We start from the raw sequence: 23,086 nt of genomic DNA on the forward strand, positions 1-23,086 counted from the left end.
GCCTCCCGCCTCGCAAGGCCAGACTGCGGCAAAGAAAGGAATTTGCCAATGCCGCTGGAACTCGTTCCCGTCCGCTGCCTGACCGACAACTATGCCTGGCTCCTGCACGGGAACGGACGGACCGCGCTGGTCGATGCGCCGGAAGCGGCACCCATCCTGGCAGAATTGGCCGCGCGCGGATGGTCGCTGGACCAGATCGCGCTGACCCATCACCACGCCGACCATATCCAGGCCGTGCCCGAGTTGGTGGACAGGACCGGGGCCTGGGTCGTAGGCAATGCCGGCGACGCCACCCGGCTGCCGCCCCTGGACCAGCCCGTCCGCCCTGGCGAACGCTTCACCCTTTGCGGAGAGGACGCCGAGGTCATCGACGTGCCGGGCCACACCATCGGCCATGTCGCCTTTCACCTGCCCGCCTCGGCCATGGTGTTCACCGCCGACAGCCTGATGGCGCTTGGCTGCGGCCGGCTGTTCGAGGGCGATGCCGACATGATGTGGGCCAGCCTCTCGCGCCTGAACGCCCTGCCTGCGGAAACGCTGGTTTGCTCGGGACATGATTATTGCCGCGGCAACGGCGCCTTCGCCCTGTCGGTGGAGCCCGGCAACGCCGCATTGCAGAAACGACTGGCCGAGACGGCGGCGGGCCAACGCCCCTGCGCCCCCTCCACCCTGGCCGAGGAGCGGGCCACGAATCCTTTCCTGCGGGTCAGGGAACTGGCGGATTCCCTGGGCCTGCAAGGGGCTTCCGATGCCGCGGTCTTTGCCGAGCTTCGCGCCAGGAAGGATCGCTTCTGACGTGTTTCCGCAACGCAGCAAGGAAAATCGGCACGATGCGGCAGTCCATTTCGCAAGGGCCATTCCGCAAGGCCGCATGCTTGAAATCCGGCCGGCCTGCTATCACATCTGCCTCAACCGCGGAGAATCCGCAGGCGTGGACGCAAATACCGCTTGAATTGCGCGCCAATCCACCAAATCTTAACTGTATCGTGACAGTCTGGTCAGGTGGACCGCTAAATCTGGCGGCCCATACCGCCAGCCGACTGACAGGAGCTTGAAGTGCCGTCCTTTTCGACCTCGTTGGAACAGGCCATCCATGCCGCGCTCGCGCTGGCCAACGAACATCGCCATGAGCTTGCCACGCTCGAGCACCTGTTGCTCGCGCTGACGGAAGAGCCCGATGCCGTGAAGGTGATGCGGGCTTGCAATGTCGATCTGGACGAGTTGCGCCGGATGCTGGTCGAGTTCATCGAGGACGACCTTTCGACCCTCATCACCGATGTCGAGGGTTCCGAGGCCGTCCCCACCGCCGCATTCCAGCGCGTGATCCAGCGCGCTGCGATCCATGTCCAAAGCTCGGGCCGGACCGAGGTGACGGGGGCGAACGTCCTGGTCGCCATCTTCGCCGAGCGGGAATCGAACGCCGCCTTCTTCCTGCAGGAACTGGACATGACGCGCTACGACGCGGTGAATTTCATCGCCCATGGCGTCGCCAAGAACCCGTCCTTCTCGGAAAACCGCCCGGTCCAGGGCGCCGAACAGCAGGACCAGGCCCAGGCGGAAACCGCCCAGGCCAAGGACGAATCCGCGCTGGCGAAATATTGCGTCGACCTCAACAAGAAGGCCGCCAAGGGCGATGTCGATCCCCTGATCGGCCGCGCCGACGAGGTGGAGCGCTGCATCCAGGTGCTCTGCCGCCGGCGCAAGAACAACCCGCTGCTGGTCGGCGATCCCGGCGTCGGCAAGACCGCCATCGCCGAAGGGCTGGCATTGAAGATCACCCGGGGCGAGACGCCGGACGTGCTGGCGGGCTCGACCATCTTCTCGCTCGACATGGGCGCGCTTCTGGCCGGCACCCGCTATCGCGGCGATTTCGAGGAGCGGCTGAAAGCCGTCGTCAAGGAGTTGGAGGACCACCCCGACGCCATCCTCTTCATCGACGAGATCCATACGGTGATCGGCGCCGGCGCCACGTCCGGGGGCGCGATGGACGCCTCGAACCTGCTGAAGCCCGCATTGGCCGGCGGCAAGCTGCGCTGCATGGGCTCGACCACCTACAAGGAATTCCGCCAGCATTTCGAAAAGGACCGCGCGCTGTCGCGCCGCTTCCAGAAGATCGACGTGAACGAGCCGACCGTGCCCGACACGATCAAGATCCTGATGGGGCTGAAGCCCAGCTTCGAAAAGCATCACGACCTGCGCTACACCAATGACGCGATCAAGATGGCGGTCGAGTTGTCGGCACGCTACATCCACGACCGCAAGCTGCCCGACAAGGCCATCGACGTGATCGACGAGGCCGGCGCCGCGCAGCATCTGGTCGCGGAAAGCAAGCGCCGCAAGACCATCGGCCCCAAGGAGATCGAGGCAGTGGTGGCCAAGATCGCCCGCATCCCCCCGAAAAGCGTCTCCAAGGACGATGCGGCGGTGCTCAAGGACCTGGACGCAACGCTCAAGCGCCTGGTCTTCGGCCAGGATGCGGCGATCGAGGCACTGTCCTCGGCCATCAAGCTGGCACGGGCCGGGCTGCGCGAACCTGAAAAGCCGATCGGCAACTATCTCTTCGCGGGCCCGACCGGCGTCGGCAAGACCGAGGTCGCCAAGCAGCTCGCTTCGACGCTCGGCGTGGAGCTGCTGCGCTTCGACATGTCGGAATATATGGAGAAGCATGCGGTCAGCCGGCTGATCGGCGCGCCTCCGGGCTATGTCGGCTTCGACCAAGGCGGGCTTCTGACCGATGGCGTGGACCAGCATCCGCATTGCGTGCTGCTGCTCGACGAGATCGAAAAGGCGCATCCGGATGTCTACAACATCCTGCTGCAGGTCATGGATCACGGCAAGCTGACGGACCATAACGGCCGCCAGGTGGATTTCCGCAATGTGATCCTGATCATGACCTCGAACGCCGGTGCGGCGGACCAGGCCAAGGCCGCCTTCGGCTTCGGCCGCGAGCGGCGCGAGGGCGAGGATACCGCCGCCATCGAGCGCACCTTCACGCCCGAATTCCGCAATCGCCTGGATGCGGTCATCAGCTTCGCGCCGCTCTCGCGCGAGATCATCGTGCAGGTGGTCGAGAAATTCGTCCTCCAGCTCGAGGCCCAGCTGATCGACCGTGGCGTCCATATCGAACTGACCGCCGAGGCCGCCGACTGGCTGGCCGAACGCGGCTATGATGAAAAGATGGGCGCCCGCCCGTTGGGCCGCGTGATCCAGGAAACGATCAAGAAGCCCCTGGCCGAAGAGTTGCTGTTCGGCCGATTGACCAAGGGCGGGGTGGTCCGGGTGCGGATCGAGGACGACAAGCCGGTCTTCGACATCACCGGCCCCGAAACGCCCAGGATCAGCAACTCCAAGCCGCCGCTGCTGACCGCGGATTGATCCAGACCCAAGGGCGATGCCAACCGGCGTCGCCCTTTTCGGTTCAGGCAGCCAGAAAAGCGGTTCACCGTCTCATGACCACCGCCCCCCCCGAATGCCGCAAACGATCCCGCCGCGGGCTTAACCGGCACCCGCTACTCGCGGACCTTCGGCACAACGGTGCCAGAACTCCAAACAGCCCCGCCGCACATCACACACGCACTCTCCCGCTCCCGATCCTGTCTTTCCGTTGTCCAAATACCCCGGGGGTCCGGGGGCAGCGCCCCCGGTCCGGCCATGCGGCGATCACCGGCCTCAACCCTTGGCCTTGCCTTCCTTGATCTTCGCTGCCAGTTCCTTGGCGATGGCGAAGCTGCCCTTGATGCGGTCGGCATCGGTCGGCCAGTCGCGCAGGATGACGATCCGGTTGTCGGTGACCTTGGCCTGGCCGCGCTGCTCGTGGATGAACTCAACCAGCCCTGCCGGGTTCGGGAACTTGTCGCCGTGGAACTGGATGGTCGCGCCCTTCGGACCCGCATCCAGCTTGGCGATATTCGCCCGCTTGGCCATGGCCTTGATGCGGATGACCAGCAAGAGCGTGTTCACCTCGCGCGGCAAGGGACCGAAGCGGTCGATCAGCTCGGCGGCAAAACCCTCCAGCTCGACCTTGGTCGTCAACTCGGCCAACCGGCGGTAAAGGCCCAGCCGCACGTCCAGATCCGGCACATAGCCTTCCGGAATCGTCACCGGCACGCCCAGGTTCAGCTGCGGCGCCCATTCGTCCTCGGGCGTGCCCTCGATCTCGCCGGATTTCAGCTTGGCGATGGTCTCCTCCAGCATCTGCTGGTAAAGTTCGAAGCCGACCTCCTTGATATGGCCCGACTGCTCTTCGCCCAGAAGGTTTCCCGCACCGCGCAGGTCCAGATCCTGCGAGGCCAGGTTGAACCCTGCCCCCAGGCTGTCGATGGCGCCCAGGAACTTCAGCCGCCGCATCGCCTGCGGCGTCAAGGGCACCCGCGGCTTGGTGGTCAGGTAGCAATAGGCTCGGGTCTTCGAACGCCCGACCCGGCCGCGGATCTGGTATAGCTGCGCCAGGCCGAACATGTCGGCGCGCCAGACCACCATGGTATTCGCGGTCGGTATGTCCAGCCCCGATTCGACGATGGTCGTCGCCAGCAGCACATCCGCCCCGCGGTCGTAAAAGGCGTTCATGCGGCGGTCCAGGTCGCCCGCCGCCAACTGGCCATGGGCAACGATGGTGCTGACCTCAGGCACATGCTCGCGCAGCCATTCCTCGACCTCCGGCAGGTCGGCCAGGCGCGGGACGACGAAAAAGCTCTGCCCGCCGCGATATTTCTCGCGCAAGAGCGCCTCGCGGATGGTCACGCCGTCGAATTCGCTGACATAGGTGCGGATCGACAGCCGGTCGACCGGCGGCGTGCCGATGATCGACAGGTCGCGCACGCCCGTCAGCGACAGTTGCAAGGTGCGCGGGATCGGCGTCGCGGTCAGGGTCAGGACATGGATGTCGCTGCGCAGCTCCTTCAGCCGCTCCTTGTGAGCGACGCCGAAATGCTGTTCCTCGTCCACGATCAAGAGGCCCAGGTTCTTGAAGCGCACCTGCTTCGACAGCACGGCATGGGTGCCGACGACGATATCGACCGTGCCCTCGGCAAGGCCCTTGCGGGTCTCGGTGGCATCCTTGGCCGAAACGAAGCGCGACAACGGCCGGACATTGATGGCCGTGCCGCGGAAGCGTTCGGCGAAGGTGCGGAAATGCTGCCGCGCCAGCAGCGTCGTCGGCGCCACCACCGCCACCTGCCGCCCCTGCGAGGCGGCGATGAAGGCGGCGCGCATGGCGACCTCGGTCTTGCCGAAGCCGACGTCGCCCACGACCAGCCGGTCCATGGGCCGGCCGGCGGCCAGATCCTCGGCCACGTCGGCGATGGCGCTGGCCTGGTCCTCGGTCTCGGCATAGGGAAAGCGGGCGGCAAAGCTTTCGATCTCGTGATGCTCGGGCTCCAGCACCGGGGCGGGGCGCAGCATACGCTCGGCCGCGACGCGCATCAGCTTGTCGGCGATCAGCTTGATGCGTTCCTTCAGCCGGGCCTTGCGCGCCTGCCAGGCGCCGCCGCCCAGCTTGTCGAGCAAGCCCTCCTCGTGCCCATAGCGGCTGAGCAACTCGATATTCTCGACCGGCAGGTAAAGCCGGTCGCCGCCGGCATATTCCAGCGCCACGCAATCATGCGGCACGCCGAGCGCCTTGACGGTTTCCAGCCCGGTATAGCGGCCGATGCCGTGCTCGACATGCACGACCAGGTCGCCGGGGGTCAGCGTGGTGGTGTCGCGCAGGAAATTCTCGGCCTTGCGGCGCCGTTTCGCGCCCCGGATCAGCCGGTCGCCCAGCACGTCCTGTTCCGAGATTACCGCCAGTGCGCCGGTGGCCGAGCCGTCCGAGGTAAAGCCCTCTTCCAGCGGCCAGACCGCCAGACCCAACGCACCGGGCTGGTCCGGCAGGTCGCGCAGGTCGGCAATGGGCTTGGCGCCCTTGATCCCCTCATCGGCAATCAGCCCGGCAAGCCGCTCGCGCGCGCCTTCCGAGAAGCTGGCGATCACCACGCGGCGCGAGGCTTGAATGTTTCGAATATGATCGACAAGTGCCTTGAAAAGATTTCCCTTCTCGGCTTGCCGTTCGGGTGCGAAGTTGCGACCGACGCGGCCTCCGGCATCCAGAATCCCCGGTCCCGGGGGCTGGGGCAGGACCGAAAGCCGCAGCATGCGATGCGCGGCCAGCCAGCGCGCCCATTCCGCCTCGTCGGGGAACATCTGGCCGGGCGGGACCGGGCGATAGACCGCGTCGGCGCTGCTCTTGCGGGCCAGCGCCTCGCGCCGGGCCTCGAACTGTTCGGTGATGGTGTGCCAGCGCGCATCGCGGACCTGGTCCAGATGGTCGTCCGCGACCACCGAGGCGCCGGGCAGATAGTCGAACAGGCTTTCCAGCCGCACGTGGAACCAGGGCAGCCAATGTTCCATGCCGGCCATCTTGCGGCCGGCGCTGATGCCTTCGTAAAGCGGATCGTTGGCGCCGCCGCCGTATTCGGCACGGTAGTTCTGGCGAAAACGGGTGATGGCGGCTTCGTCCAGGATCACCTCGGACATGGGCGCAAGCTCGATCCGGTCTAGCTTTTCGATGGAACGCTGTGTTTCCGCATCGAATCTGCGCGCGCCGTCCAAGACGTCGCCGAACATGTCCAGCCGGATCGGGCCGGTGTCGCCGGGAGGAAAGATGTCGATGATGCCGCCCCGGACGGCGAAATCGCCAGGCTCGGTCACGGTCGGCGCCTGCACGAAGCCCATGCGGGCAAGAAAGGCGCGCAAGGCCCCCTCGTCCATGCGGTCGCCGACGGCGGCCGAGAAGCCGGCATCGCGCAGCGCCTCGCGCGCAGGCACGCGCTGCATGGCGGCCGACAGCGTGGTCAGCAGCACGAACGGCCCCTTCAGCGCGCCATGCGCCAGCGCCGTCAGCACCGCCATGCGCGCCGCCATCACGCCGGGGGCGGGCGAGACGCGGTCATAGGGCGTCGTGTCCCAGGCCGGAAACTCCAGCACCGCGGCCGAGGGCGCGAAGAACCCCAACGCAGCCCGCATCGCGGCCATGCGCCGGTCGTCGCGGGCGATATGGATGACGGGATTGCCGCGGGACAGTTCGCGCGCGATCAGCGCGGCGTCCATGCCCTCGGGCGCGCCGGACAGGGTCAGGTGTTCGGGAAGCGGTGCCATGCGCCCCGAGGTAAAGCCGGCATCGGCGAAGTCAAGGCCGAGTCAATAGCCGAAGGGATGCACGATCATCCAGATCGCGCCGTAAAAGGCCGTCAGCGCCACCGCCAGGATCGACATCGCCACGATCACCACCCGGTGACGGCGCATCAGCCGCGCCGCCCGGAGCCCGGCCTCGTTCACCGGCATGCCCACCTCGGCCTGGGCCAGCACGGCGCGCAGCCGCCGCGCCAGCCGCAATTCCAGCGCGAAAAGCAGCGCGAAGGGCAGGATCAGCAACACCAACGCCTGCGCCATCTCCAGCCCGTAGCCGAAGCCCAGGATGGCCAGCGTGGTCAGCAGGAAAGCGCCCAGTCCCATGAGGACCGGCCCCTCGCGCCGGTCGACGCGCCAGCGCGGCAGGGTCAGCGACAGCCAGTCGAGCAGGGTCAGCGCCGCCGGATCGTCCCGGGGGCCGGGCTCGGCGCGGATCGCGCCGGCGATCACGTCCGCGGGCACGCCCAGGATGCGCCGCCCCGCCAGGGTCCAGGCCAGGGTCAGGATCACCCAGAACCAGATCGAGCCGAAGGACCGGCTGTCCAGCAGGGCGAGGATTCCCTCGGGTCGGGGCACGTCTTCTCCTTGCAGCGGTTGCGTCAGGCAAACTAACCTTGGCCGGCGCAAAGGAAAACCGTGATTTTCCGCCCCCGCCGCCAAGGGGTTGCACCCTGCCGGCCCAGGGTGCAGTTTCAGGCCCAGTCTACCCCAGTCACAGGCCCCGCCCATGTCCCCGAACCCGATCGTCGCCCCCTTTCCCGCCGCGCGCCTGCGCCGGCTGCGCCGCACCCCCGCCCTGCGCGCGATGGTGACCGAGGTGGACCTGACCCCCGCGAACCTGATCTGGCCGATCTTCGTGACCGAGATCGCCGGCGGCGAGGGCGAGATCCCCTCGATGCCCGGGGTCGAGCGGCTGACGCTGGAGGGCGCGAAACGCGCGGCGGAAACCGCGATGCGGCTGGGCATCCCGGCGATCTGCATCTTTCCGCATTCCGACCCGGACCTGAAGACCGAAGGCTGCGAACGCGCCTGGGACCCCCAGAACATCGGCAACCGCGCCATCCGCGCCATCAAGGAGGTGGCGCCCGAACTGGCGGTGATGACCGACATCGCGCTGGACCCCTATAACGCCAACGGCCATGACGGGCTGGTGCGCGACGGCGTGATCCTGAACGACGAGACGGTCGAGGCGCTTGGCCGCATGGCGCTGGTGCAGGCCGAGGCGGGGGCGGATATCCTGGGCCCCTCGGACATGATGGACGGGCGCATCGGCGCATTGCGCGGGCTGCTGGAGGCGAACGGCCACAAGGACGTGGCGATCCTGTCCTATGCGGCGAAATTCGCCAGCGGGTTCTATGGCCCGTTCCGCGACGCGGTGGGCGCCTCGGGGCGGCTCGTCGGCGACAAGAAGACCTATCAGGTGAACCCGGCGAACCGCGAGGAGGCGATGCGCTGCGTCGCCCGCGACCTGGCCGAGGGTGCCGACATGGTCATGGTCAAGCCGGGAATGCCCTATCTGGACATCTGCCGCATGGTGAGGGACCAATTCGCGGCACCGACCTTCGCCTATCAGGTCAGCGGCGAATACGCGATGATCGAGGGCGCGATCCGCAACGGCTGGCTGACGCGCGAGGTGGTGGTCGAAAGCCTGCTGGCCTTCCGCCGCGCCGGCTGCGACGGCATCCTGACCTATTACGCGCCGCAGGTGGCCGAAAGGCTGGCATGAGGCCGCCCGGTCCTTTATCATCGCCGCCTTACAGGCGGGCCAGCCGCCGATCAGGGAACGAGGGCGAAAGATGATGTATTCCAAGCGGATGAGCCGGCGCCTGGTGCTGCTGGGCGGTGCGGCGCTGGGGCTGGCGGGCTGCTCGAACGCGGTCGGGCAGGATGCGCCCTCGCGGCTGGACGCGCGGGTCGATGCGACGCGGGATTTCCTGCGGCGCAGCTATCCCAACGTGGCGCCCATGGTGCAGAACGCCAAGGGCGTGCTCTACATGCCGCTGATGACCGAGGCGGGATTCGGCGTCGGCGGCGCCTATGGCCAGGGCGCGCTGCGCATCAACGACGTGACGGTGGACTACTACTCGGCGACGCAGGCCAGCGTCGGCTTCCAGATCGGCGCACAGCAATATGCGCATGTGCTGATCTTCCAGACCGATGCCGCGCTGGCCGATTTCCGCAGGGCGCCGGGCTGGGTGGCCGAGGCCGGGGCCTATTACGCCCTGCCCGCCGGCGGCGTCTCGATGGGCACCGACACCATCACCTCGCAGCAGCCGGTGGTGGCGATGGTATTCGGCCAGTCCGGGCTGATGGCCGGCGCCTCGATCGCGGGGACGAAATACACCCGCATCATCCCCTCGACCTTCTGAGGTTCGACCTTCCGAGGGACGAAAATCGAAAAGGCCGGGCGCCCTGCCCGGCCTTTTTCGTTTCAGCTGCCGTGGATGATGCGGACGTAGTTGCGCGTCTCGCGATAGGGCGGCACGCCGCCGTATTTCGCCACCGCCCCCGGCCCGGCATTATAGGCCGCCAGCGCCAGCCGCCAGTTGCCGAAGGTGTTGTACATCATGCGCAGATAGCGCGCGCCGCCTTCCAGGTTCTGGATCGGGTCGTTCGGATCGACGCCCAGCTTGGCAGCGGTGCCAGGCATCAGCTGCGCCAGCCCGCGCGCGCCCTTGTGCGAGCGTGCCGACGGGTTCCAGCCCGATTCCTGCTGCACGAGGCGCAGGAACAGATCCTCGGGGACGCCATGCTTGCGGGCCATGGCGCGGGCATGGGGCAGATACTGGCTGCGCCGGTTGCCGTTATAGGCGGGAACGGCTGTGGGCAGGTCGAGCTCGACCACGCTCTTGGTCGAAGTGCCGCCCGGGCGCAGCCGGGCCGATTGCTGGTATTGCCCGGCCAGGCGCGAATCCATCAGCCGGGTCTGGCGCTCGAACTGCGCCTGTCGCGACTTGCCGCTTTTCACCTGCAGCCGCAGCCCTTCGGCCGCAGCGGGCGCAGCCAGCCCAGCCGAAAGCGTCAGGGCCATTACGGCCCGGCCCAACCGGCGCAGCATCGCCTGATCGCGTGAAAGCATTACTGGTCCCTCATGCATGGCGTTGTCTTTTTTGTGCGGCACTATAGCGCAAAGCCGGGCCGGCGCCGCAAGAGGATTTCACGGCGCGCGCAGCAACGGAATCTTCGGCGGATTTCCGCCGATCATCGGCGCGACGTCATTCCATTGGCCCCCGACGCCATTCCGCTTGCCCCTGCGGCCCATCACGCGCTACACCCGCGCGGGAACGAAGACAACGAAAGGGACCGCGGCATGGCAGGCAGCGTGAACAAGGTGATCCTGGTCGGCAACCTGGGCCAAGACCCGGAGGTCCGCAGCTTCCAGAACGGCGGCAAGGTCGCCAACCTGCGGATCGCCACCAGCGAGCAGTGGAAGGACCGCAACACCGGCGAGCGTCGCGAGCGCACGGAATGGCACACGGTGGTGATCTATTCCGAACCGCTGGTCCGCGTGGCCGAGCAATTCCTGAAAAAGGGCTCCAAGGTCTATGTCGAAGGCCAGCTGGAAACCCGCAAATGGCAGGACCAGAGCGGCAACGACCGCTATTCGACCGAGGTCGCGCTGCGCCCCTTCCGCAGCGAGTTGCATATGCTCGACAGCCGCGGCGGCGCGGGCGGCGGCGGTGGCCGCGATGAAGGCTATGGCGGCGGCAGTTACGGCGGTGGCTCTTCCGGCGGCAGCTCGTCCGGGGGCGGATATTCCTCGGGCGGCGGTGGCGGCCAGTCGCAGAGCCGCCCCGATTTCGACGACGACATCCCGTTCTAAAGCGGCCGGGCGGCCATTTCGGCCGCCACGGCATCGTCGATCGGCGTGCCGTAGGTCATCAGGATATAGCCCAGGACCGAATAGAAGCCGACGGTGGCGATCAGGTCCATGACCGCCTCGCGCCCAAGGGCCTGCGCCAGTTCGGCCTCCAGCGTCTCGGGCAGGCGGCGCTGGTCGAAAAGCGCATCGACCGCCGCCGCGATCAGCCCGTCCTCGCCCCCCGGCATGCCTTCGCCCTCGCCGCGCATGGCAAGGATGCGCTCGTCCGCCATGCCAAGCGCCCGCGCACGGCTGACGTGATGTGCCCATTCATAGGCCGAGCCCATGCGATGGGCCGCCCGCAGGATCACCAGTTCCGAGCGGATCGGGCCAAGCGCGGTATCCTTGACGACATGCTGGCGCAGCGGCGCCCAGGCCCGCAACAGCGCGGGGTGATGGGCCATGGTGCGATAGACGTTCAGCGCCCCGGCAAAACCCTGGCGCAGGTCGAGGATCTCTGCGGGCCAGTCGGCATCCGCAAGCGGCGGGCAGGAAGAGGTCATGAAAAGCTCCGGTCAGGGGAAATATTTCGCATAGATCTCGGGCGCACGATCGGCCCAGATGCCGGTGAAGCCGCGATAGCGGGCGATCTGCGCCAGGTCGATCTCGACCCGCAGCACGTCCTCGCCATCATGGTCCAGCGCACCCAGCACGGCGCCGTCGGGCGCCAGCGCGCAGGAGCGCCCGAAAAAGCGCTGCCCGCCATGGCTGCCGCTGCGGTTGCAGCTGAGGAAGAATACGCCGTTCTCGGTCGCGCGCGTATAGGCGCGGTGCAGGAACAGCGCCTCGTCGGGGACCGGCACATCCTCGGCGCCGAACGAGGCCCAGACCGAGGTCACGATCCCCGCGCCCTGCATGGCCATGATGCGGGTGATCTCGGGAAAGCGGATGTCGTAGCAGATCTGCATCCCCAGCCGCGTCTCGCCGAAGGCAAAGCTCTCGATCCGGTCGCCGCGGGTGAAATACAGCTTTTCGTTCTGCCATTGGTGGATCTTGGCATAGCAGCCCAGAACCCCCTGCGGACCGATCAGCAGCGAGCAGTTGCGCATCACGCCCTCGCGCAGCGGATCGCGCAGGCCCATGCCGATGACGACATGGGTGCCGTGCCGCTGCGCCGCCTCGGCCAGCGCGGCGATCTCAGGCCCGTCCGGCGCGGCGCAGGCGCGATGCAGCGCGCCGGCATAATCCGCCGGCGGCAGGGTCATCGCCCCGCCGGGGACCAGCGGCTCGACATAGCCGGTATTGGCGAGTTCGGGAAACAGGATCAACTGCGCGCCGCGTCCCGCCTCGGCGGCGATATGGTCGTGGATGCGGCGCAGGTTCCGGGCGGGGTCCAGCGCCGCCACGTCCATCTGGACCAGGCTCGCGGCGATCATGCCGGCACCTCCAGCCGCCGGCCGGAGGCGAAGTCCCAGTCGCGGCCGGGTGCGGCGGCGATCAGCGCGCGGGTATAGTCGTGGCGCGGATGGGCCAGCACCTCGGCCGCCGGGCCATGCTCGACCACCGAACCGCGCCGCATCACCATCACCTCGTCGCAGATCTGGGCGGCGACGCGCAGGTCGTGGGTGATGAACAGGATGGCCAGATCGCGCTTGGCCTGCAATTCGGCCAGCAGGTCCAGCACCTGCGCCTGAACCGAGACGTCCAGAGCCGAGACCGCCTCGTCCGCCACGATCACCTCGGGGTCCATCATCAGCGCGCGGGCGATGGCGATGCGCTGGCGCTGCCCGCCCGAGAACTGGTGCGGAAAGCGCCGCAGGCTGGCGCGCGGCAAGCCGACGACCTCGATCAGCTCGCCCGCGCGTTCCAGCGCCGAGGCTCGGCTTTCGCCCATGTTCAGCGGCCCCTCGATCATGCTTTCGGCAATGCGCAGCCGCGGGTTCAGCGAGCGGTTGGGGTCCTGGAACACCATCTGCACCCGACGCCGCGCCGGGGCCAGCGCCCTGGCGCCTCGCAAGCGGGCGATGTCCTGGCCGCCGACGCGGATCTCGCCGCCGCTGGGATCCTCCAGCCGCAGCACGCAACGCGCCACCGTGGACTTGCCCGAGCCGCTTTCGCCGACGATGCCCAGCGTGCGGCCCTGCGCCAGCCGAAAGCTGACCCGGTCCACCGCATGGACGCGATGCGGCGCTCGGCCCAGCAATTGCGCCGGCAGCGAGCCGATCTGGAAGACCTTCTCAAGCGCGCTGACCTCGATGGCGGGCGGCCCGGCCGCCTCGGGACGCGGCGCGCGCGGGACCAGCGAGGGCACGGCGCGCAGCAGCGCCTGGGTATAGGGCTGGGTGGGGCGGCTCAGCACCTGCCCGACCGGGCCGGCCTCGACCATCTCGCCATGGCGCATGACGCAGACGCGGTCTGCGATATCGGCCACCACCCCCATGTCGTGGGTGATGAACAGCACGGCGGTATTCTGCTGCTCCTGCAATTCGCGGATCAGGCTCAGGATCTGCTTCTGGGTGGTCACGTCCAGCGCGGTCGTCGGCTCGTCGGCGATCAGCAGCCGGGGCTTCAGCGCCAGCGCCATGGCGATCATCACCCGCTGGCGCTGGCCGCCGGACAGCTGGTGCGGATAGCTGTCATAGATGCGCGGCGGATCGGGCAGGTGCACCGAGGCAAAGACCTCCAGCGCCGCCTGCCGCCGCTCGGCCGGGCTCATCCGGCGGTGAGCGCGATAGACCTCGTCCATCTGCAGGCCGATCTTCAGCACCGGGTTCAGCGCGGTCATCGGCTCCTGAAAGATCATCGCCATGTCCGAGCCGCGCAGCGTCTTGGTCCGCGCCAGCGTCGCGGTCAGGATCTCTTCTCCGTTCAGCCTGACCGAGCCGGCGGTCGCGCGCAGCTCGCCCTGAGGCAGCAGGTCCATCGTCACCAGCGAGGTCACGGACTTGCCCGAGCCGGATTCGCCGACCAGGCAGACCGTCTCGCCCGGCGCGATGTCGAAGCCGATGCCCTTGAGGATCTCGACCGGCTCGCGGCCGCAGGTCGAGACGCGCAGGTCGCGGATCGACAGCACCGGCTGGGCGGCATTGGCGTGATCGGCCATCAATCGGCCCTCCCCTTCATCTTCGGGTCCAGGCGGTCGCGCAGCGCGTCGCCCAGAAGGTTGATCGACAGGATGCACAGCGACAGCACGATGGCCGGCCAGAACACCAGCCAGGGCCGCATGGCGAAGTAAAGCCGCCCCTCGGCCATGATGTTGCCCCAGGTCGGGATCTCGGTGCCGATGCCGACCCCCAGGAAGGACAGCGCCGCCTCGGTCAGGATGGCGGAGGCGTAGATATAGGTCGCCTGCACGATCAGCGGCGCGATGGTCGCCGGCAGCAGGTGGCGCAGGATCAGCCGGGGCGCGGGCGTGCCCAGCAGCTGGGCTGCCTCGACATAGGGTTCGGCCCGCGCCGCCAGCACGCGCGAGCGCACCAGCCGCACCACCTGCGGGATCTCGGGGATCATGATGGCGATGATGACCGTGACCAGCCCCGCCTTGTTCAGTGCGACGATGGCGATGGCCAGCAGGATGCCGGGAATGGCCATCATCCCGTCCATCAGCCGCATCAGCACCGCGTCGAGGCCGCGGAACCAGCCGGCCAGCAGGCCCAGCGGCAGGCCGATCAGGATCGCGCCCGCCGCCACGCCAGCCCCCACCACCAGCGAGACGCGGGCGCCATGGATGATGCGGGAATAAAGGTCGCGGCCGAAGCTGTCGGTGCCCAGCCAATAGGTCTCGGATGCGGGTTGCAGCCGCATGGCGGCATTGATCCGCGTCGGCTCGAAATTCGCCAGCTGCGGGGCAAGGATCGCCATGACAAGGGCGGCGGCAAGGATCGCCAGCGACAGGATGACGGTCCAATGCGGCAGGTTGCCTGCCAGCCGGCGGCGCGGCAGCGCGGGATTCAGGGGCGTCGTCATTGGTAGCGTATCCTCGGATCGGTCAGCGCATAGGAGATGTCGATCAGCAGGTTGATCACGACATAGGTGCCGGCGGTCAGCAGGATGATCGCCTGGATCAGCGGATAATCCCGCGCCAGAACCGCATCGACCACCAGCCGGCCAAGGCCGGGGACGTTGAACACCGTCTCTGTCACCACCACGCCCGAGATCATCATGGCAAAGCCGGTGCCGACCACGGTCAGGATCGGGATGGCGGCATTGCGCAGCGCGTGGCGGAACAGGATCACCCGCTCGGACAGGCCCTTGGCGCGGGCGGTGCGGATGTAATCCTCGCGCAGCACCTCGAGCATGGCGGCCCGCGTCATGCGCGAGACCAGTGCGATATAGATCGAGGAAAGCGCAAGCCCGGGCAGGAAGATGCGGTGCAGGAAGGGCCAGAACCCCTCGGCCAGCGGCCTGTAGCCCTGCACGGGGAACCATTTCAGATGCACGGCGAAGATGCCGATCAGCACATAGCCGATGACGAAGATCGGCACCGAAAAGCCCAGCACCGACAGCGACATGACCAGCCGGTCCACCAGCCCGCCATGGCGGCGCGCGGCGACGACGCCCAGCGGCAGCGAGATCACCACGGTCAGCACCATGGCGACCGTCGCCAGCGCCAGCGTCGGGCCGATGCGCTGGCCGATCATCTCCAGCACCGGGCGCTGCGAGATCAGCGAATGGCCGAAATCGCCGCGCAGCATGTTGCCGATCCAGGTTGTGAACTGCGTGGCCAGCGGCGCATCGAGGCCAAGGCTGTCGCGGATCGCGGCGATCTGCTCGGGGCTGGCCTGATCGCCGGCGATGGCCTGCGCCGGATCGCCCGGCGTCAGCCGCAACAGCATGAACACGATCAGCGCGATCAGGAACATGACGGGCACCGCCATCAGCAGGCGGCGCAGCAGGTAATAGAGCATGGCGACCTCTCGTGAAGCGTCGGGGCGCGGGCAAGGCCCGCGCGCCCGGACCTGCTTAATCGGGCTTCTTCACGCCCCAGAACAGGGTGATCGGACCGGGTTGCAGCTCGGTGATCCCGTCCCGCCAGGCGGCGACCGACTGGAACTCGCCGGCATTGTAGTAGAAGCCCTGGTCATAGGCGATCTGCTGGATCTCGGCGGCGATGCGCTTTTGCTCGTCCAGGTCGGTGGCGACCAGATACTGCTCGCGCAGCGCCTCGATCTCGGGGCTGGCCGGCCAGCCGGACCAGGCGTTGTCGCTGCCCGAGCCATCCAGCAGCGCATGGACCAGCGGGTTCCAGATCCCGGTCACGCCCCAATAGGTAAAGAGCATGTTCCAGCCGCCCTCGGCCACCGGCTGCCAGCCGTTCTTGCGCGATTGCAGCGTGGCCCAGTCCATCGAGGCGACCTCGACCGCAAAGCCGGCCTCGCGCAGCCGCTCGGCGGCGACGATGGGCTGGGTGGACAGGATGGTCAGGTCGGTCGGCTGCATCATCAGCACCGGGGTTCCGTCATAGCCTGCGGCCTTCAGGATCTCCTGCGCCTTGGCCATGCGCTCCTCGGCGCTGCCGGCCAGGTATTCCGAGCCGGCATCCGATGCCAGCGGCACCTCGCAGCCGTAATCCGAGGCGCAGAGCGTGTAGTATTCCGGGTCGCCGATGGCGGTCTGCATCAACTGCTCCTGATCCAGCGCATACATGGCGGCGCGGCGGATCTCGGCATCGTCAAAGGGCGGCAGTCGGTGGTTGAAGCGCCCCGTGACCTGGCTGCCCAGCGGGTTGATGACGCCGTATTCCACCTCGTCGTTCATTTGCAGCAGGGGCAGTAGGTCGATGGTCACCTGCTCGATCAGATCCACATCGCCCGATTGCAGCGCGTTGATCGAGGTCTGCATGTCCGGCATCGCCTTCCACACAACCTTGTCGACATTCACCACCTTGCCGCCGGCGGTCCAGCTGGCCGGCTCGGGGCGCGGCTGGTAATCCTCGTTCCTGACATAGACCGCCTGATCGCCGGGCCGGTATTCCTCGGCGACGAACTTGAACGGGCCCGAGCCGACCATCTCGGCCACCTGCTCGCCCGAGGGCGTCTCGGCCAGGCGCTTGGGCATCATGAAGGGCGGCACCGGCGAGGGCTTGGCCAGCAGGTCCAGCACATGGCCGAAGGGACGGGCCAGCGTCAGCACCAGCACCTTGTCCGAGGTCGTCTCGATCGAGGCGACATATTCCATCATCTTGCGCCCGGCCGGATCGTTCTCGGCCCAGCGTTTCAGCGAGGCGACGCAATCCTCGGCCGTGACCGAGCTGCCGTCATGCCATGTCAGCCCGTCGCGCAGCGTGAAAGTATAGGTCAGCCCGTCGTCCGAAACCTGGTAATCCGCCATCTGCGGCTGCGGCTTGTAATCCGCATCCATGCCCAGAAGCGTGTCGAAGACCATGAAACCATGCGTCCGCACGATCTGCGCCGTGCTCAGATGCGGGTCCAGCGTGCGCAGCGGCGCCTGCATCACCACGTTCAGCACCGTCTCGGCCGAAGCCGGCCCGGCCTGCAGCAAACCCGCCGCCATGGCGGCCCATCCAAGGGCGCGAAGTCCCGAAATCGTCATCATACCTCTCCTGTTTCTGGTTCTTTTGTGATTTCCGGCAGTTCGCACCACGGCCATGCCCGGGTGACGTCCAGCCGGCGATAGGGGATCAGCCGCACATCCGCAGGGCCGAGGTCGGGGGTGTCGACCACGAGGATGCGTTCGGCCAATGGTTCGTAGAAGTCGCGGAAATGCGTCTTGGAGCGCAGCAGGATCACGTCGTAATCCTGCGCCCGCTCGCCGAAGATGGTGAAGGGATCGCCATCCACGGCAAAGGCGAAATGCGACACCACCGAGACCCGGACCCGCCCGATCCGCAACAGCGCCGTCAGCCCCAGGTCGACAAAGCTGCCCTGCTGGTAGCGGCCCGAGACGGTAAAGGATTTCGCTCCGGTCCAGAGCACTTCGGCCGCGGCCTCGACCGGACCGCCGGTTTCGGGCGCGCTCTTGCCGCCCAGCCTGACGGCGATGCGCGCGCCCGCGCCCGCCGCATGGGCCTGCGCCGCCGTCTGCGGGTCCAGCAGAAAGGGCACCATGACCCTGCCCACATCCCGGCCCAGCAATGCGCGCAGCAGATGCGTGGAATCGTTCATCCGGTCGGCATGTTCCAGCAGCACCACCGGCCTGCCCGTCGCGGGATGCGCGGCCAGGTCGGCCATCGCCTGATCGACCGGCATGACCGGCACCGCCCCGGACAGGTCGCGCCGCAGCCCGTGCAGGCGGCGGGCGAAATGCTGCGCCCGCGCCTCGGCCGCCGCCTGTCCCTGCCAGTCGAGGCAGATCACCGACATGCCGGTATTGGCGGCATCGGCATAGGAAAACCCGGCCATGACCGAGATGTCGCAATCGCCCTGCGCCTCGGCGGCCCGCGCTTCGGCCATGACCGTCGCCAGCGGCTGCAACGAGGTGGCCGACATGATCGAGGGGATCACGATCCCCGGCCGCGCCACCGCAAGGCCGGGCCGTCGCCCTTCGCGGATCATGCGCAACAGGGCGCGGGTGGCGCGCTGGCCGGTCTCGCCCATGTCGATATGCGGCGAATGGCGATAGGCGACGGCGATATCGGCACCGCGCAGCATCCGCGCATCGACATTGCCGTGATAATCCAGCGCCACCGCGATGGGCAGATGGGGTTGGGCAGCGCGCAGGCTGTCGATGACATGGCGCTCGACATCCGCATGGCCCTCGGCCCAGCAGGCGCCGTGCAGGAACAGGACGATCCCGTCCAGCCGCCCGGCATCCGCCACGCCCTCCAGCAACTCGCGCGTGTAATGCGCCACCGCCTCGTCGCTGGCGGGGCCGAGCGCGCCCAGCAGCGTATGGAACAGCGGCACGAATTCCGCGCCCTCGGCCTCGCAGATCGCGATGCTGCCGCCGGGCACGGTATTGGTGCCGCGAAACCGCGCCGGGATCTGGGCGCCGCGGGTGCAGACGCGCTGGAACTCGGCCAGCTCGACCCGTTGCGGGACGGCGCTGACCGATTCCAGGTTGAATCCGGCAAAGGCGATGCGCGGCGCCATGGCGGCCCTACCCCGCCGTCGCGGCGGCGATGGCGCCGGCAAGACGGTCGACGATCTGGTCGATTTCCTCGGGCTGGATGATATAGGGCGGCGCCAGCAGGACATGGTCGCCGCGCACCCCGTCGATGGTCCCGCCCATCGGATAGCACAGCAGGCCGCGCGCCATCGCCTCTTTCTTGACGCGCGCATGGATGCGGCGGGCGGGATCGAAGGGCGCCTTGTCGTCCTTGTCGGCGACAAGCTCGATGCCCCGGAACAACCCCCTGCCCCGAATGTCGCCGACATGGGGCGATTGCCCCAGCGCAGCGTCGAGGTCGGATTGCAGGCGCTCTCCCATGGCCTGCACATGCTCCATCATCCCGGGGCGCGACAGGATCTCGACCACCTTGTCGGCGGCAGCGGCAGCGACCGGATGGCCGATATAGGTATGGCCGTGCTGGAACAGGCCGGACCCGTCGGCAAAGGCGCGATAGATGCGCTCGGACAGCATCACCGCGCCGATGGGCTGGTATCCGCCCCCCAGGCCCTTGGCGATGGTGACCAGGTCGGGACGCACGCCCTCGGCCGCGCAGGCGAAGATCGAGCCGGTGCGCCCCATGCCGCACATCACCTCGTCCAGGATCAGCAGCACGCCATGGCGGTCGCAAACCTCGCGGATGCGGCGGAAATAGCCCGACACCGCCGGCACCGCGCCCATCGTGGCGCCGACCACCGGCTCGGCCACGAAAGCGATCACCTGATCCGGGCCGAGCTCGATGATCCTGGCCTCCAGCTCCGCGGCCAGCCGCGCGGCGTAATCCTCGGCCGTCTCGTCCGGGCGCTGGTCGCGATAGGCATAGCAGGGCGAGACGTGATGCGTCTTGGGCAGGATCGGCTGGAACTGCGCGCGGCGCCAGGCATTGCCGCCCGCGGCCAGCGCGCCGATGGTATTGCCGTGATAGCTCTGCCGCCGGGCGATGATATGGCGCCGCTGCGGCTGGCCGATCTCGACGAAATACTGCCGCGCCATCTTCAGCGCCGCCTCGACCGCCTCGGAACCGCCCGAGACCGGATAGACATAGTCCAGCCCCTCGGGGGCCAGCCGCACCAGCCGCTCGGCCAGCGATTCCGCGGCATCGGTGGTGAAGAACGAGGTATGGGCATAGGCGATGCGATCCATCTGGGCGCGCATCGCCTCCAGCACCTCGGCATTGCCGTGGCCCAGGCAACTGACCGCCGCACCCCCCGAGCCGTCGATATAGCTGCGCCCCTCGGCATCGCCGATATGGACGCCCTGCCCCGAGACCGCGCGCGGCAATGCCGCTGCAATCGAGCGGTGAAGAATCCTGGTCATTCGTCTGTCCCGTATCTGCAAGGGAATCGCGGCAATGCCGCCCTGGACGATTCGTGCCAGAATCGATTCCACATTGCAACGATTGTTTTACGAATTCAGTATTCGATACATTCGGATTGTCATTTTGCCGGAAACCCGTTGCTTTCCCGCGATGTTCAGGCAATTTGGTGGCCCAGGAAGCAAAGGTTTGAAACATATGTCTCAGGGCGACGCATTGCGTGACCGGATCATCGGCACCTTCGAGTCCATGCCGCCGCAGTTGCAGCAGGCCGCGCGCCACATACTGGAACATCCCGACGAGGTGGCTCTGGTCTCGATGCGGGAACTGGCGCGCAATGCGGGCGTGCAGCCCTCGACCATGACGCGGCTGGCCAAGTTCCTCGGCTTCGCCGGCTACGAGGATATCCGCGCCCATCACGCCCAGGCGATCCGGTTGCGGGTCGACGGCTTCGCCGCCCAGCAGGAACGGGCCAGCACCAGCGACGAGGGGCTGGCCCAGCAGATGCTGCACAGCCTGTCCCTGCAGATCGCACGGCTTGGCGAGCCCGCCTCGATCGCCCGGCTGGAGGCTGCGGCCGAACGGCTGGCGCGGGCGCGGCGGATCTATGTGCTGGGCCTGCGGTCATGCCATCTGGTGGCCTGGCATTTCCACTATGTCATGACGCTGCTGGGCGAGCGGACCGAGCATCTGGACGGGCCGGCCGGCACGGTGGGCGACGGGCTGATGCGCGCGGGGGCCGAGGATGTGCTGCTGGCGATCTCGATCAACCCCTATGCGCGGCACAGCCTGGAACTGGCCCAGCTCGCGCGGGAAAAGGGCATGGGCGTCGTCGCCATCACCGACAGCGAGGTCTCGCCGCTGAACGGCGTCGCCGACGAGGTGATTCTTTGCGCGACGGAAAGCCCGACCTTCTTTCACACCCTCGCGCCGGCGCTGGCGGTGTCCGAGGTGCTGTGCGGATTGCTGGCGAACCGCGACCGTGCCGCCGCGCTCGAAGCCCTGCAAAAGGCCGACCGCCACCTGCTGGCCCTGAATACCTATTCCAGCGCGATTCCCAGGCGACAATGATCGTGCCGGGGCGGGTCGCACCGCCCGGTCGGCGCTGCCTGGACCCGGAACTGGAAAGGCCCGCCAAAGCGGCGGGCCTTGTTCTTTTACGCTCCGGCTGGCGGACGATCCGCCCCACCAAGAGCGAAGGTCACTCCATGAAGAAGGCGAAGCGGATGACGAACAGCGCGGCGACGATCCAGGTCGCGGCATGCACCTCGCGCGCGCGGCCGGTCGCCAGCTTGATCGCGGCATAGCTGACAAAGCCGAAGGCCAGGCCGTTGGCGATGGAATAGGTAAAGGGCATCATCAGCGCGGTCAGGACCGCCGGCGCGCTTTCGGTGACGTCGCTCCACTGGATTTCCTCGAATTCGCGCACCATCAGGCAGGCGACGTAAAGCAGCGCCGGCGCGGTGGCATAGGCCGGAACCGAGCCCGCCAGCGGCGCGAAGAACACCGCCAGCAGGAACAGCCCCGCGACGACCAGCGCGGTCAGCCCGGTGCGCCCGCCCGCCTGCACGCCCGAGGCGCTTTCGACATAGGCGGTGGTCGAGCTGGTGCCCAGCATCGAGCCTGCCAGGATCGCCGTCGAATCCGCCATCAGCGCCCGGCCGAGGTTCTTGTTGGTATGGGTCGGCCCCTCGGTCAGCAATCCGGCGCGCTTGGCCACGCCGATCAGCGTGCCGGTGGCGTCGAAGACCTCGACCAGCACCATGACCAGGATGACGTGGAAGATGCCCACGGTCAGCGCGCCTGCGACGTCGAGTTGCAGGAAGGTCGGCATGATCGAGGGCGGCATCGAGATCACCCCGCCGAAGGGGCTGGCGCCGATGGCGATGGACACGACCGTGATGACCATGATGCCGATCAGGATCGAGCCGCGCACCTTCAGCGCGTCCAGCGCCGCGATGATGAAGAAGCCGACGATGGCCAGCAGCGTGCCGGTCTGGGTCAGGTCGCCCAGACCCACCAGCGTCGCCGGATTGTCCACCACGATGCCCGAGTTCTTCAGCGCGATCAGCCCCAGGAACATGCCGATGCCGGCGGCGATGGCGCTGCGCATGGATGTCGGAATGCCCGCGATCAGCCAGCGCCGGATGCCTGTCACCGACAGGAACAGGAATATCAGGCCCGAGATGAACACCGCCCCCAGCGCCTGCTGCCAGGTGAACCCCAGCGCGCCGACCACGGTAAAGGCGAAAAAGGCGTTCAGCCCCATGCCCGGCGCCATGCCGATGGGCCAGTTGGCCCACAGCGCCATGATCGCCGATCCCAGCGCCGCGGCAAGGCAGGTCGCGACGAAGACCGCGTTGCGGTCCATGCCGGTCGAGGACAGGATCTCGGGGTTCACGAAGATGATATAGGCCATCGTCAGGAAGGTGGTGATCCCTGCGATCACTTCCGTCCTTACGGTTGTGCCATGGGCCGTCAGGCCGAACTGCTTGTCTAGCACGGTTCCTTCCCCTGGACTGATGCTGGCGCCGCTGGCCGTCAGGCCGGATTGCTTCTCTGGCATGTTTCCTCCCAATTGGCGGCTTGCCCGCCGTGCTGGCCAGAATATGCCCGGTGATCTTCAACGAGAATGCAAGGTATAGCGACAGAGTTTCAATGAGATGTTTATAAACAGTGATTTTCAAGAAAAACTTGGTTCTGTTTATACAAATTCTCGGGTTGCCTGAAAGGCC

18 protein-coding genes are annotated in these 23,086 nt (G+C 67.4%); 6 read left to right on the forward strand and 12 right to left on the reverse strand.

The features are described from left to right. The first annotated feature begins 48 nt into the window (after window positions 1–48). Window positions 49–795: a hydroxyacylglutathione hydrolase gene (gene gloB / locus QPR87_RS08740; RefSeq protein ID WP_104490902.1), complete on the forward strand. Its 747-nt coding sequence runs from the start codon at window positions 49–51 to the stop codon at window positions 793–795. A 261-nt stretch (window positions 796–1,056) separates the two neighbouring features. After that, on the forward strand, window positions 1,057–3,375 hold the full coding sequence (gene clpA, locus QPR87_RS08745; RefSeq protein ID WP_011750047.1) for an ATP-dependent Clp protease ATP-binding subunit ClpA: 2,319 nt from the start codon (window positions 1,057–1,059) through the stop codon (window positions 3,373–3,375). Window positions 3,376–3,669: 294 nt separating this feature from the next. On the opposite strand, the gene mfd is transcribed toward clpA, so the two are convergent. Both mfd and QPR87_RS08755 read right to left on the reverse strand, forming a co-directional pair. Beyond that, window positions 3,670–7,134, reverse strand: a complete 3,465-nt coding sequence (gene mfd / locus QPR87_RS08750; protein WP_285049180.1) for a transcription-repair coupling factor — start codon at window positions 7,132–7,134, stop codon at window positions 3,670–3,672. A 42-nt stretch (window positions 7,135–7,176) separates the two neighbouring features. Next, window positions 7,177–7,743, reverse strand: coding sequence for a hypothetical protein (locus QPR87_RS08755; protein WP_285049181.1), 567 nt, complete (start codon window positions 7,741–7,743; stop codon window positions 7,177–7,179). 151 nt (window positions 7,744–7,894) lie between these two features. On the opposite strand from QPR87_RS08755, the gene hemB reads away from it, so the two are divergent. Then, window positions 7,895–8,893: a porphobilinogen synthase gene (gene hemB, locus QPR87_RS08760; protein ID WP_041530413.1), complete on the forward strand. Its 999-nt coding sequence runs from the start codon at window positions 7,895–7,897 to the stop codon at window positions 8,891–8,893. Window positions 8,894–8,963: 70 nt separating this feature from the next. Continuing rightward, a complete protein-coding gene (locus tag QPR87_RS08765; protein WP_011750043.1) occupies window positions 8,964–9,536 on the forward strand; it encodes a lipid-binding SYLF domain-containing protein in 573 nt (190 codons plus the stop codon). 62 nt (window positions 9,537–9,598) lie between these two features. Here QPR87_RS08765 and QPR87_RS08770 read toward each other — a convergent pair whose 3' ends face one another. Further along, window positions 9,599–10,246 carry a lytic transglycosylase domain-containing protein gene (locus QPR87_RS08770; protein WP_011750042.1) on the reverse strand — a complete coding sequence of 216 codons (648 nt, stop codon included), beginning with the start codon at window positions 10,244–10,246 and terminating at the stop codon, window positions 9,599–9,601. Window positions 10,247–10,477: 231 nt separating this feature from the next. On the opposite strand from QPR87_RS08770, the gene ssb reads away from it, so the two are divergent. Beyond that, window positions 10,478–10,990 carry a single-stranded DNA-binding protein gene (gene ssb / locus QPR87_RS08775; protein WP_011750041.1) on the forward strand — a complete coding sequence of 171 codons (513 nt, stop codon included), beginning with the start codon at window positions 10,478–10,480 and terminating at the stop codon, window positions 10,988–10,990. On the opposite strand, the gene QPR87_RS08780 is transcribed toward ssb, so the two are convergent. From QPR87_RS08780 to QPR87_RS08815, 8 genes are read right to left on the reverse strand one after another with little or no spacing between them, the layout of a single operon-like run. Next, on the reverse strand, window positions 10,987–11,532 hold the full coding sequence (locus QPR87_RS08780; RefSeq protein WP_104490900.1) for a carboxymuconolactone decarboxylase family protein: 546 nt from the start codon (window positions 11,530–11,532) through the stop codon (window positions 10,987–10,989). The genes ssb and QPR87_RS08780 overlap by 4 nt on opposite strands. 12 nt (window positions 11,533–11,544) lie before the next feature. Then, window positions 11,545–12,405: a carbon-nitrogen hydrolase family protein gene (locus QPR87_RS08785; protein WP_104490899.1), complete on the reverse strand. Its 861-nt coding sequence runs from the start codon at window positions 12,403–12,405 to the stop codon at window positions 11,545–11,547. After that, window positions 12,402–14,072 carry an ABC transporter ATP-binding protein gene (locus tag QPR87_RS08790; RefSeq protein WP_285049293.1) on the reverse strand — a complete coding sequence of 557 codons (1,671 nt, stop codon included), beginning with the start codon at window positions 14,070–14,072 and terminating at the stop codon, window positions 12,402–12,404. The genes QPR87_RS08785 and QPR87_RS08790 overlap by 4 nt, the downstream gene beginning before the upstream one ends. Continuing rightward, the gene (locus QPR87_RS08795; RefSeq protein ID WP_285049187.1) at window positions 14,072–14,935 is read right to left on the reverse strand and encodes an ABC transporter permease; all 864 of its coding nucleotides are present in this window, start codon (window positions 14,933–14,935) and stop codon (window positions 14,072–14,074) included. Before QPR87_RS08795 ends, QPR87_RS08790 begins: the two co-directional genes overlap by 1 nt. Then, window positions 14,932–15,876: an ABC transporter permease gene (locus tag QPR87_RS08800; RefSeq protein ID WP_104490897.1), complete on the reverse strand. Its 945-nt coding sequence runs from the start codon at window positions 15,874–15,876 to the stop codon at window positions 14,932–14,934. The genes QPR87_RS08795 and QPR87_RS08800 overlap by 4 nt, the downstream gene beginning before the upstream one ends. 55 nt (window positions 15,877–15,931) lie before the next feature. Then, window positions 15,932–17,521, reverse strand: coding sequence for an ABC transporter substrate-binding protein (locus tag QPR87_RS08805; RefSeq protein ID WP_285049190.1), 1,590 nt, complete (start codon window positions 17,519–17,521; stop codon window positions 15,932–15,934). Next, window positions 17,521–19,020 (reverse strand): M81 family metallopeptidase, encoded by a 1,500-nt coding sequence (locus tag QPR87_RS08810; RefSeq protein ID WP_285049192.1) that lies wholly within the window; start codon window positions 19,018–19,020, stop codon window positions 17,521–17,523. The genes QPR87_RS08805 and QPR87_RS08810 overlap by 1 nt, the downstream gene beginning before the upstream one ends. Window positions 19,021–19,027: 7 nt before the next feature. After that, window positions 19,028–20,353 (reverse strand): aspartate aminotransferase family protein, encoded by a 1,326-nt coding sequence (locus QPR87_RS08815; protein WP_285049194.1) that lies wholly within the window; start codon window positions 20,351–20,353, stop codon window positions 19,028–19,030. A 196-nt stretch (window positions 20,354–20,549) separates the two neighbouring features. Here QPR87_RS08815 and QPR87_RS08820 point away from each other — a divergent pair, with 196 nt between their 5' ends. Further along, window positions 20,550–21,422 (forward strand): MurR/RpiR family transcriptional regulator, encoded by an 873-nt coding sequence (locus QPR87_RS08820; protein WP_104490894.1) that lies wholly within the window; start codon window positions 20,550–20,552, stop codon window positions 21,420–21,422. Window positions 21,423–21,552: 130 nt separating this feature from the next. Here QPR87_RS08820 and QPR87_RS08825 read toward each other — a convergent pair whose 3' ends face one another. After that, on the reverse strand, window positions 21,553–22,917 hold the full coding sequence (locus QPR87_RS08825; RefSeq protein WP_285049196.1) for an NCS2 family permease: 1,365 nt from the start codon (window positions 22,915–22,917) through the stop codon (window positions 21,553–21,555). Window positions 22,918–23,086 lie beyond the last annotated feature (169 nt).

This window comes from Paracoccus sp. SSJ, assembly GCF_030234105.1.
Classification (GTDB): domain Bacteria; phylum Pseudomonadota; class Alphaproteobacteria; order Rhodobacterales; family Rhodobacteraceae; genus Paracoccus; species Paracoccus denitrificans.

Coding starts and splice junctions, on each gene's coding strand:
- gloB (WP_104490902.1), top strand. CDS start 49: ATGCCGCTGGAACTCGTTCCCGTCCGCTGCCTGACCGACAACTATGCC.
- mfd (WP_285049180.1), bottom strand. CDS start 7,134: ATGGCACCGCTTCCCGAACACCTGACCCTGTCCGGCGCGCCCGAGGGC.
- hemB (WP_041530413.1), top strand. CDS start 7,895: ATGTCCCCGAACCCGATCGTCGCCCCCTTTCCCGCCGCGCGCCTGCGC.
- QPR87_RS08765 (WP_011750043.1), top strand. CDS start 8,964: ATGATGTATTCCAAGCGGATGAGCCGGCGCCTGGTGCTGCTGGGCGGT.
- QPR87_RS08770 (WP_011750042.1), bottom strand. CDS start 10,246: ATGCTTTCACGCGATCAGGCGATGCTGCGCCGGTTGGGCCGGGCCGTA.
- ssb (WP_011750041.1), top strand. CDS start 10,478: ATGGCAGGCAGCGTGAACAAGGTGATCCTGGTCGGCAACCTGGGCCAA.
- QPR87_RS08780 (WP_104490900.1), bottom strand. CDS start 11,532: ATGACCTCTTCCTGCCCGCCGCTTGCGGATGCCGACTGGCCCGCAGAG.
- QPR87_RS08785 (WP_104490899.1), bottom strand. CDS start 12,405: ATGATCGCCGCGAGCCTGGTCCAGATGGACGTGGCGGCGCTGGACCCC.
- QPR87_RS08790 (WP_285049293.1), bottom strand. CDS start 14,072: ATGGCCGATCACGCCAATGCCGCCCAGCCGGTGCTGTCGATCCGCGAC.
- QPR87_RS08795 (WP_285049187.1), bottom strand. CDS start 14,935: ATGACGACGCCCCTGAATCCCGCGCTGCCGCGCCGCCGGCTGGCAGGC.
- QPR87_RS08800 (WP_104490897.1), bottom strand. CDS start 15,876: ATGCTCTATTACCTGCTGCGCCGCCTGCTGATGGCGGTGCCCGTCATG.
- QPR87_RS08805 (WP_285049190.1), bottom strand. CDS start 17,521: ATGACGATTTCGGGACTTCGCGCCCTTGGATGGGCCGCCATGGCGGCG.
- QPR87_RS08810 (WP_285049192.1), bottom strand. CDS start 19,020: ATGGCGCCGCGCATCGCCTTTGCCGGATTCAACCTGGAATCGGTCAGC.
- QPR87_RS08815 (WP_285049194.1), bottom strand. CDS start 20,353: ATGACCAGGATTCTTCACCGCTCGATTGCAGCGGCATTGCCGCGCGCG.
- QPR87_RS08820 (WP_104490894.1), top strand. CDS start 20,550: ATGTCTCAGGGCGACGCATTGCGTGACCGGATCATCGGCACCTTCGAG.
- QPR87_RS08825 (WP_285049196.1), bottom strand. CDS start 22,917: ATGCCAGAGAAGCAATCCGGCCTGACGGCCAGCGGCGCCAGCATCAGT.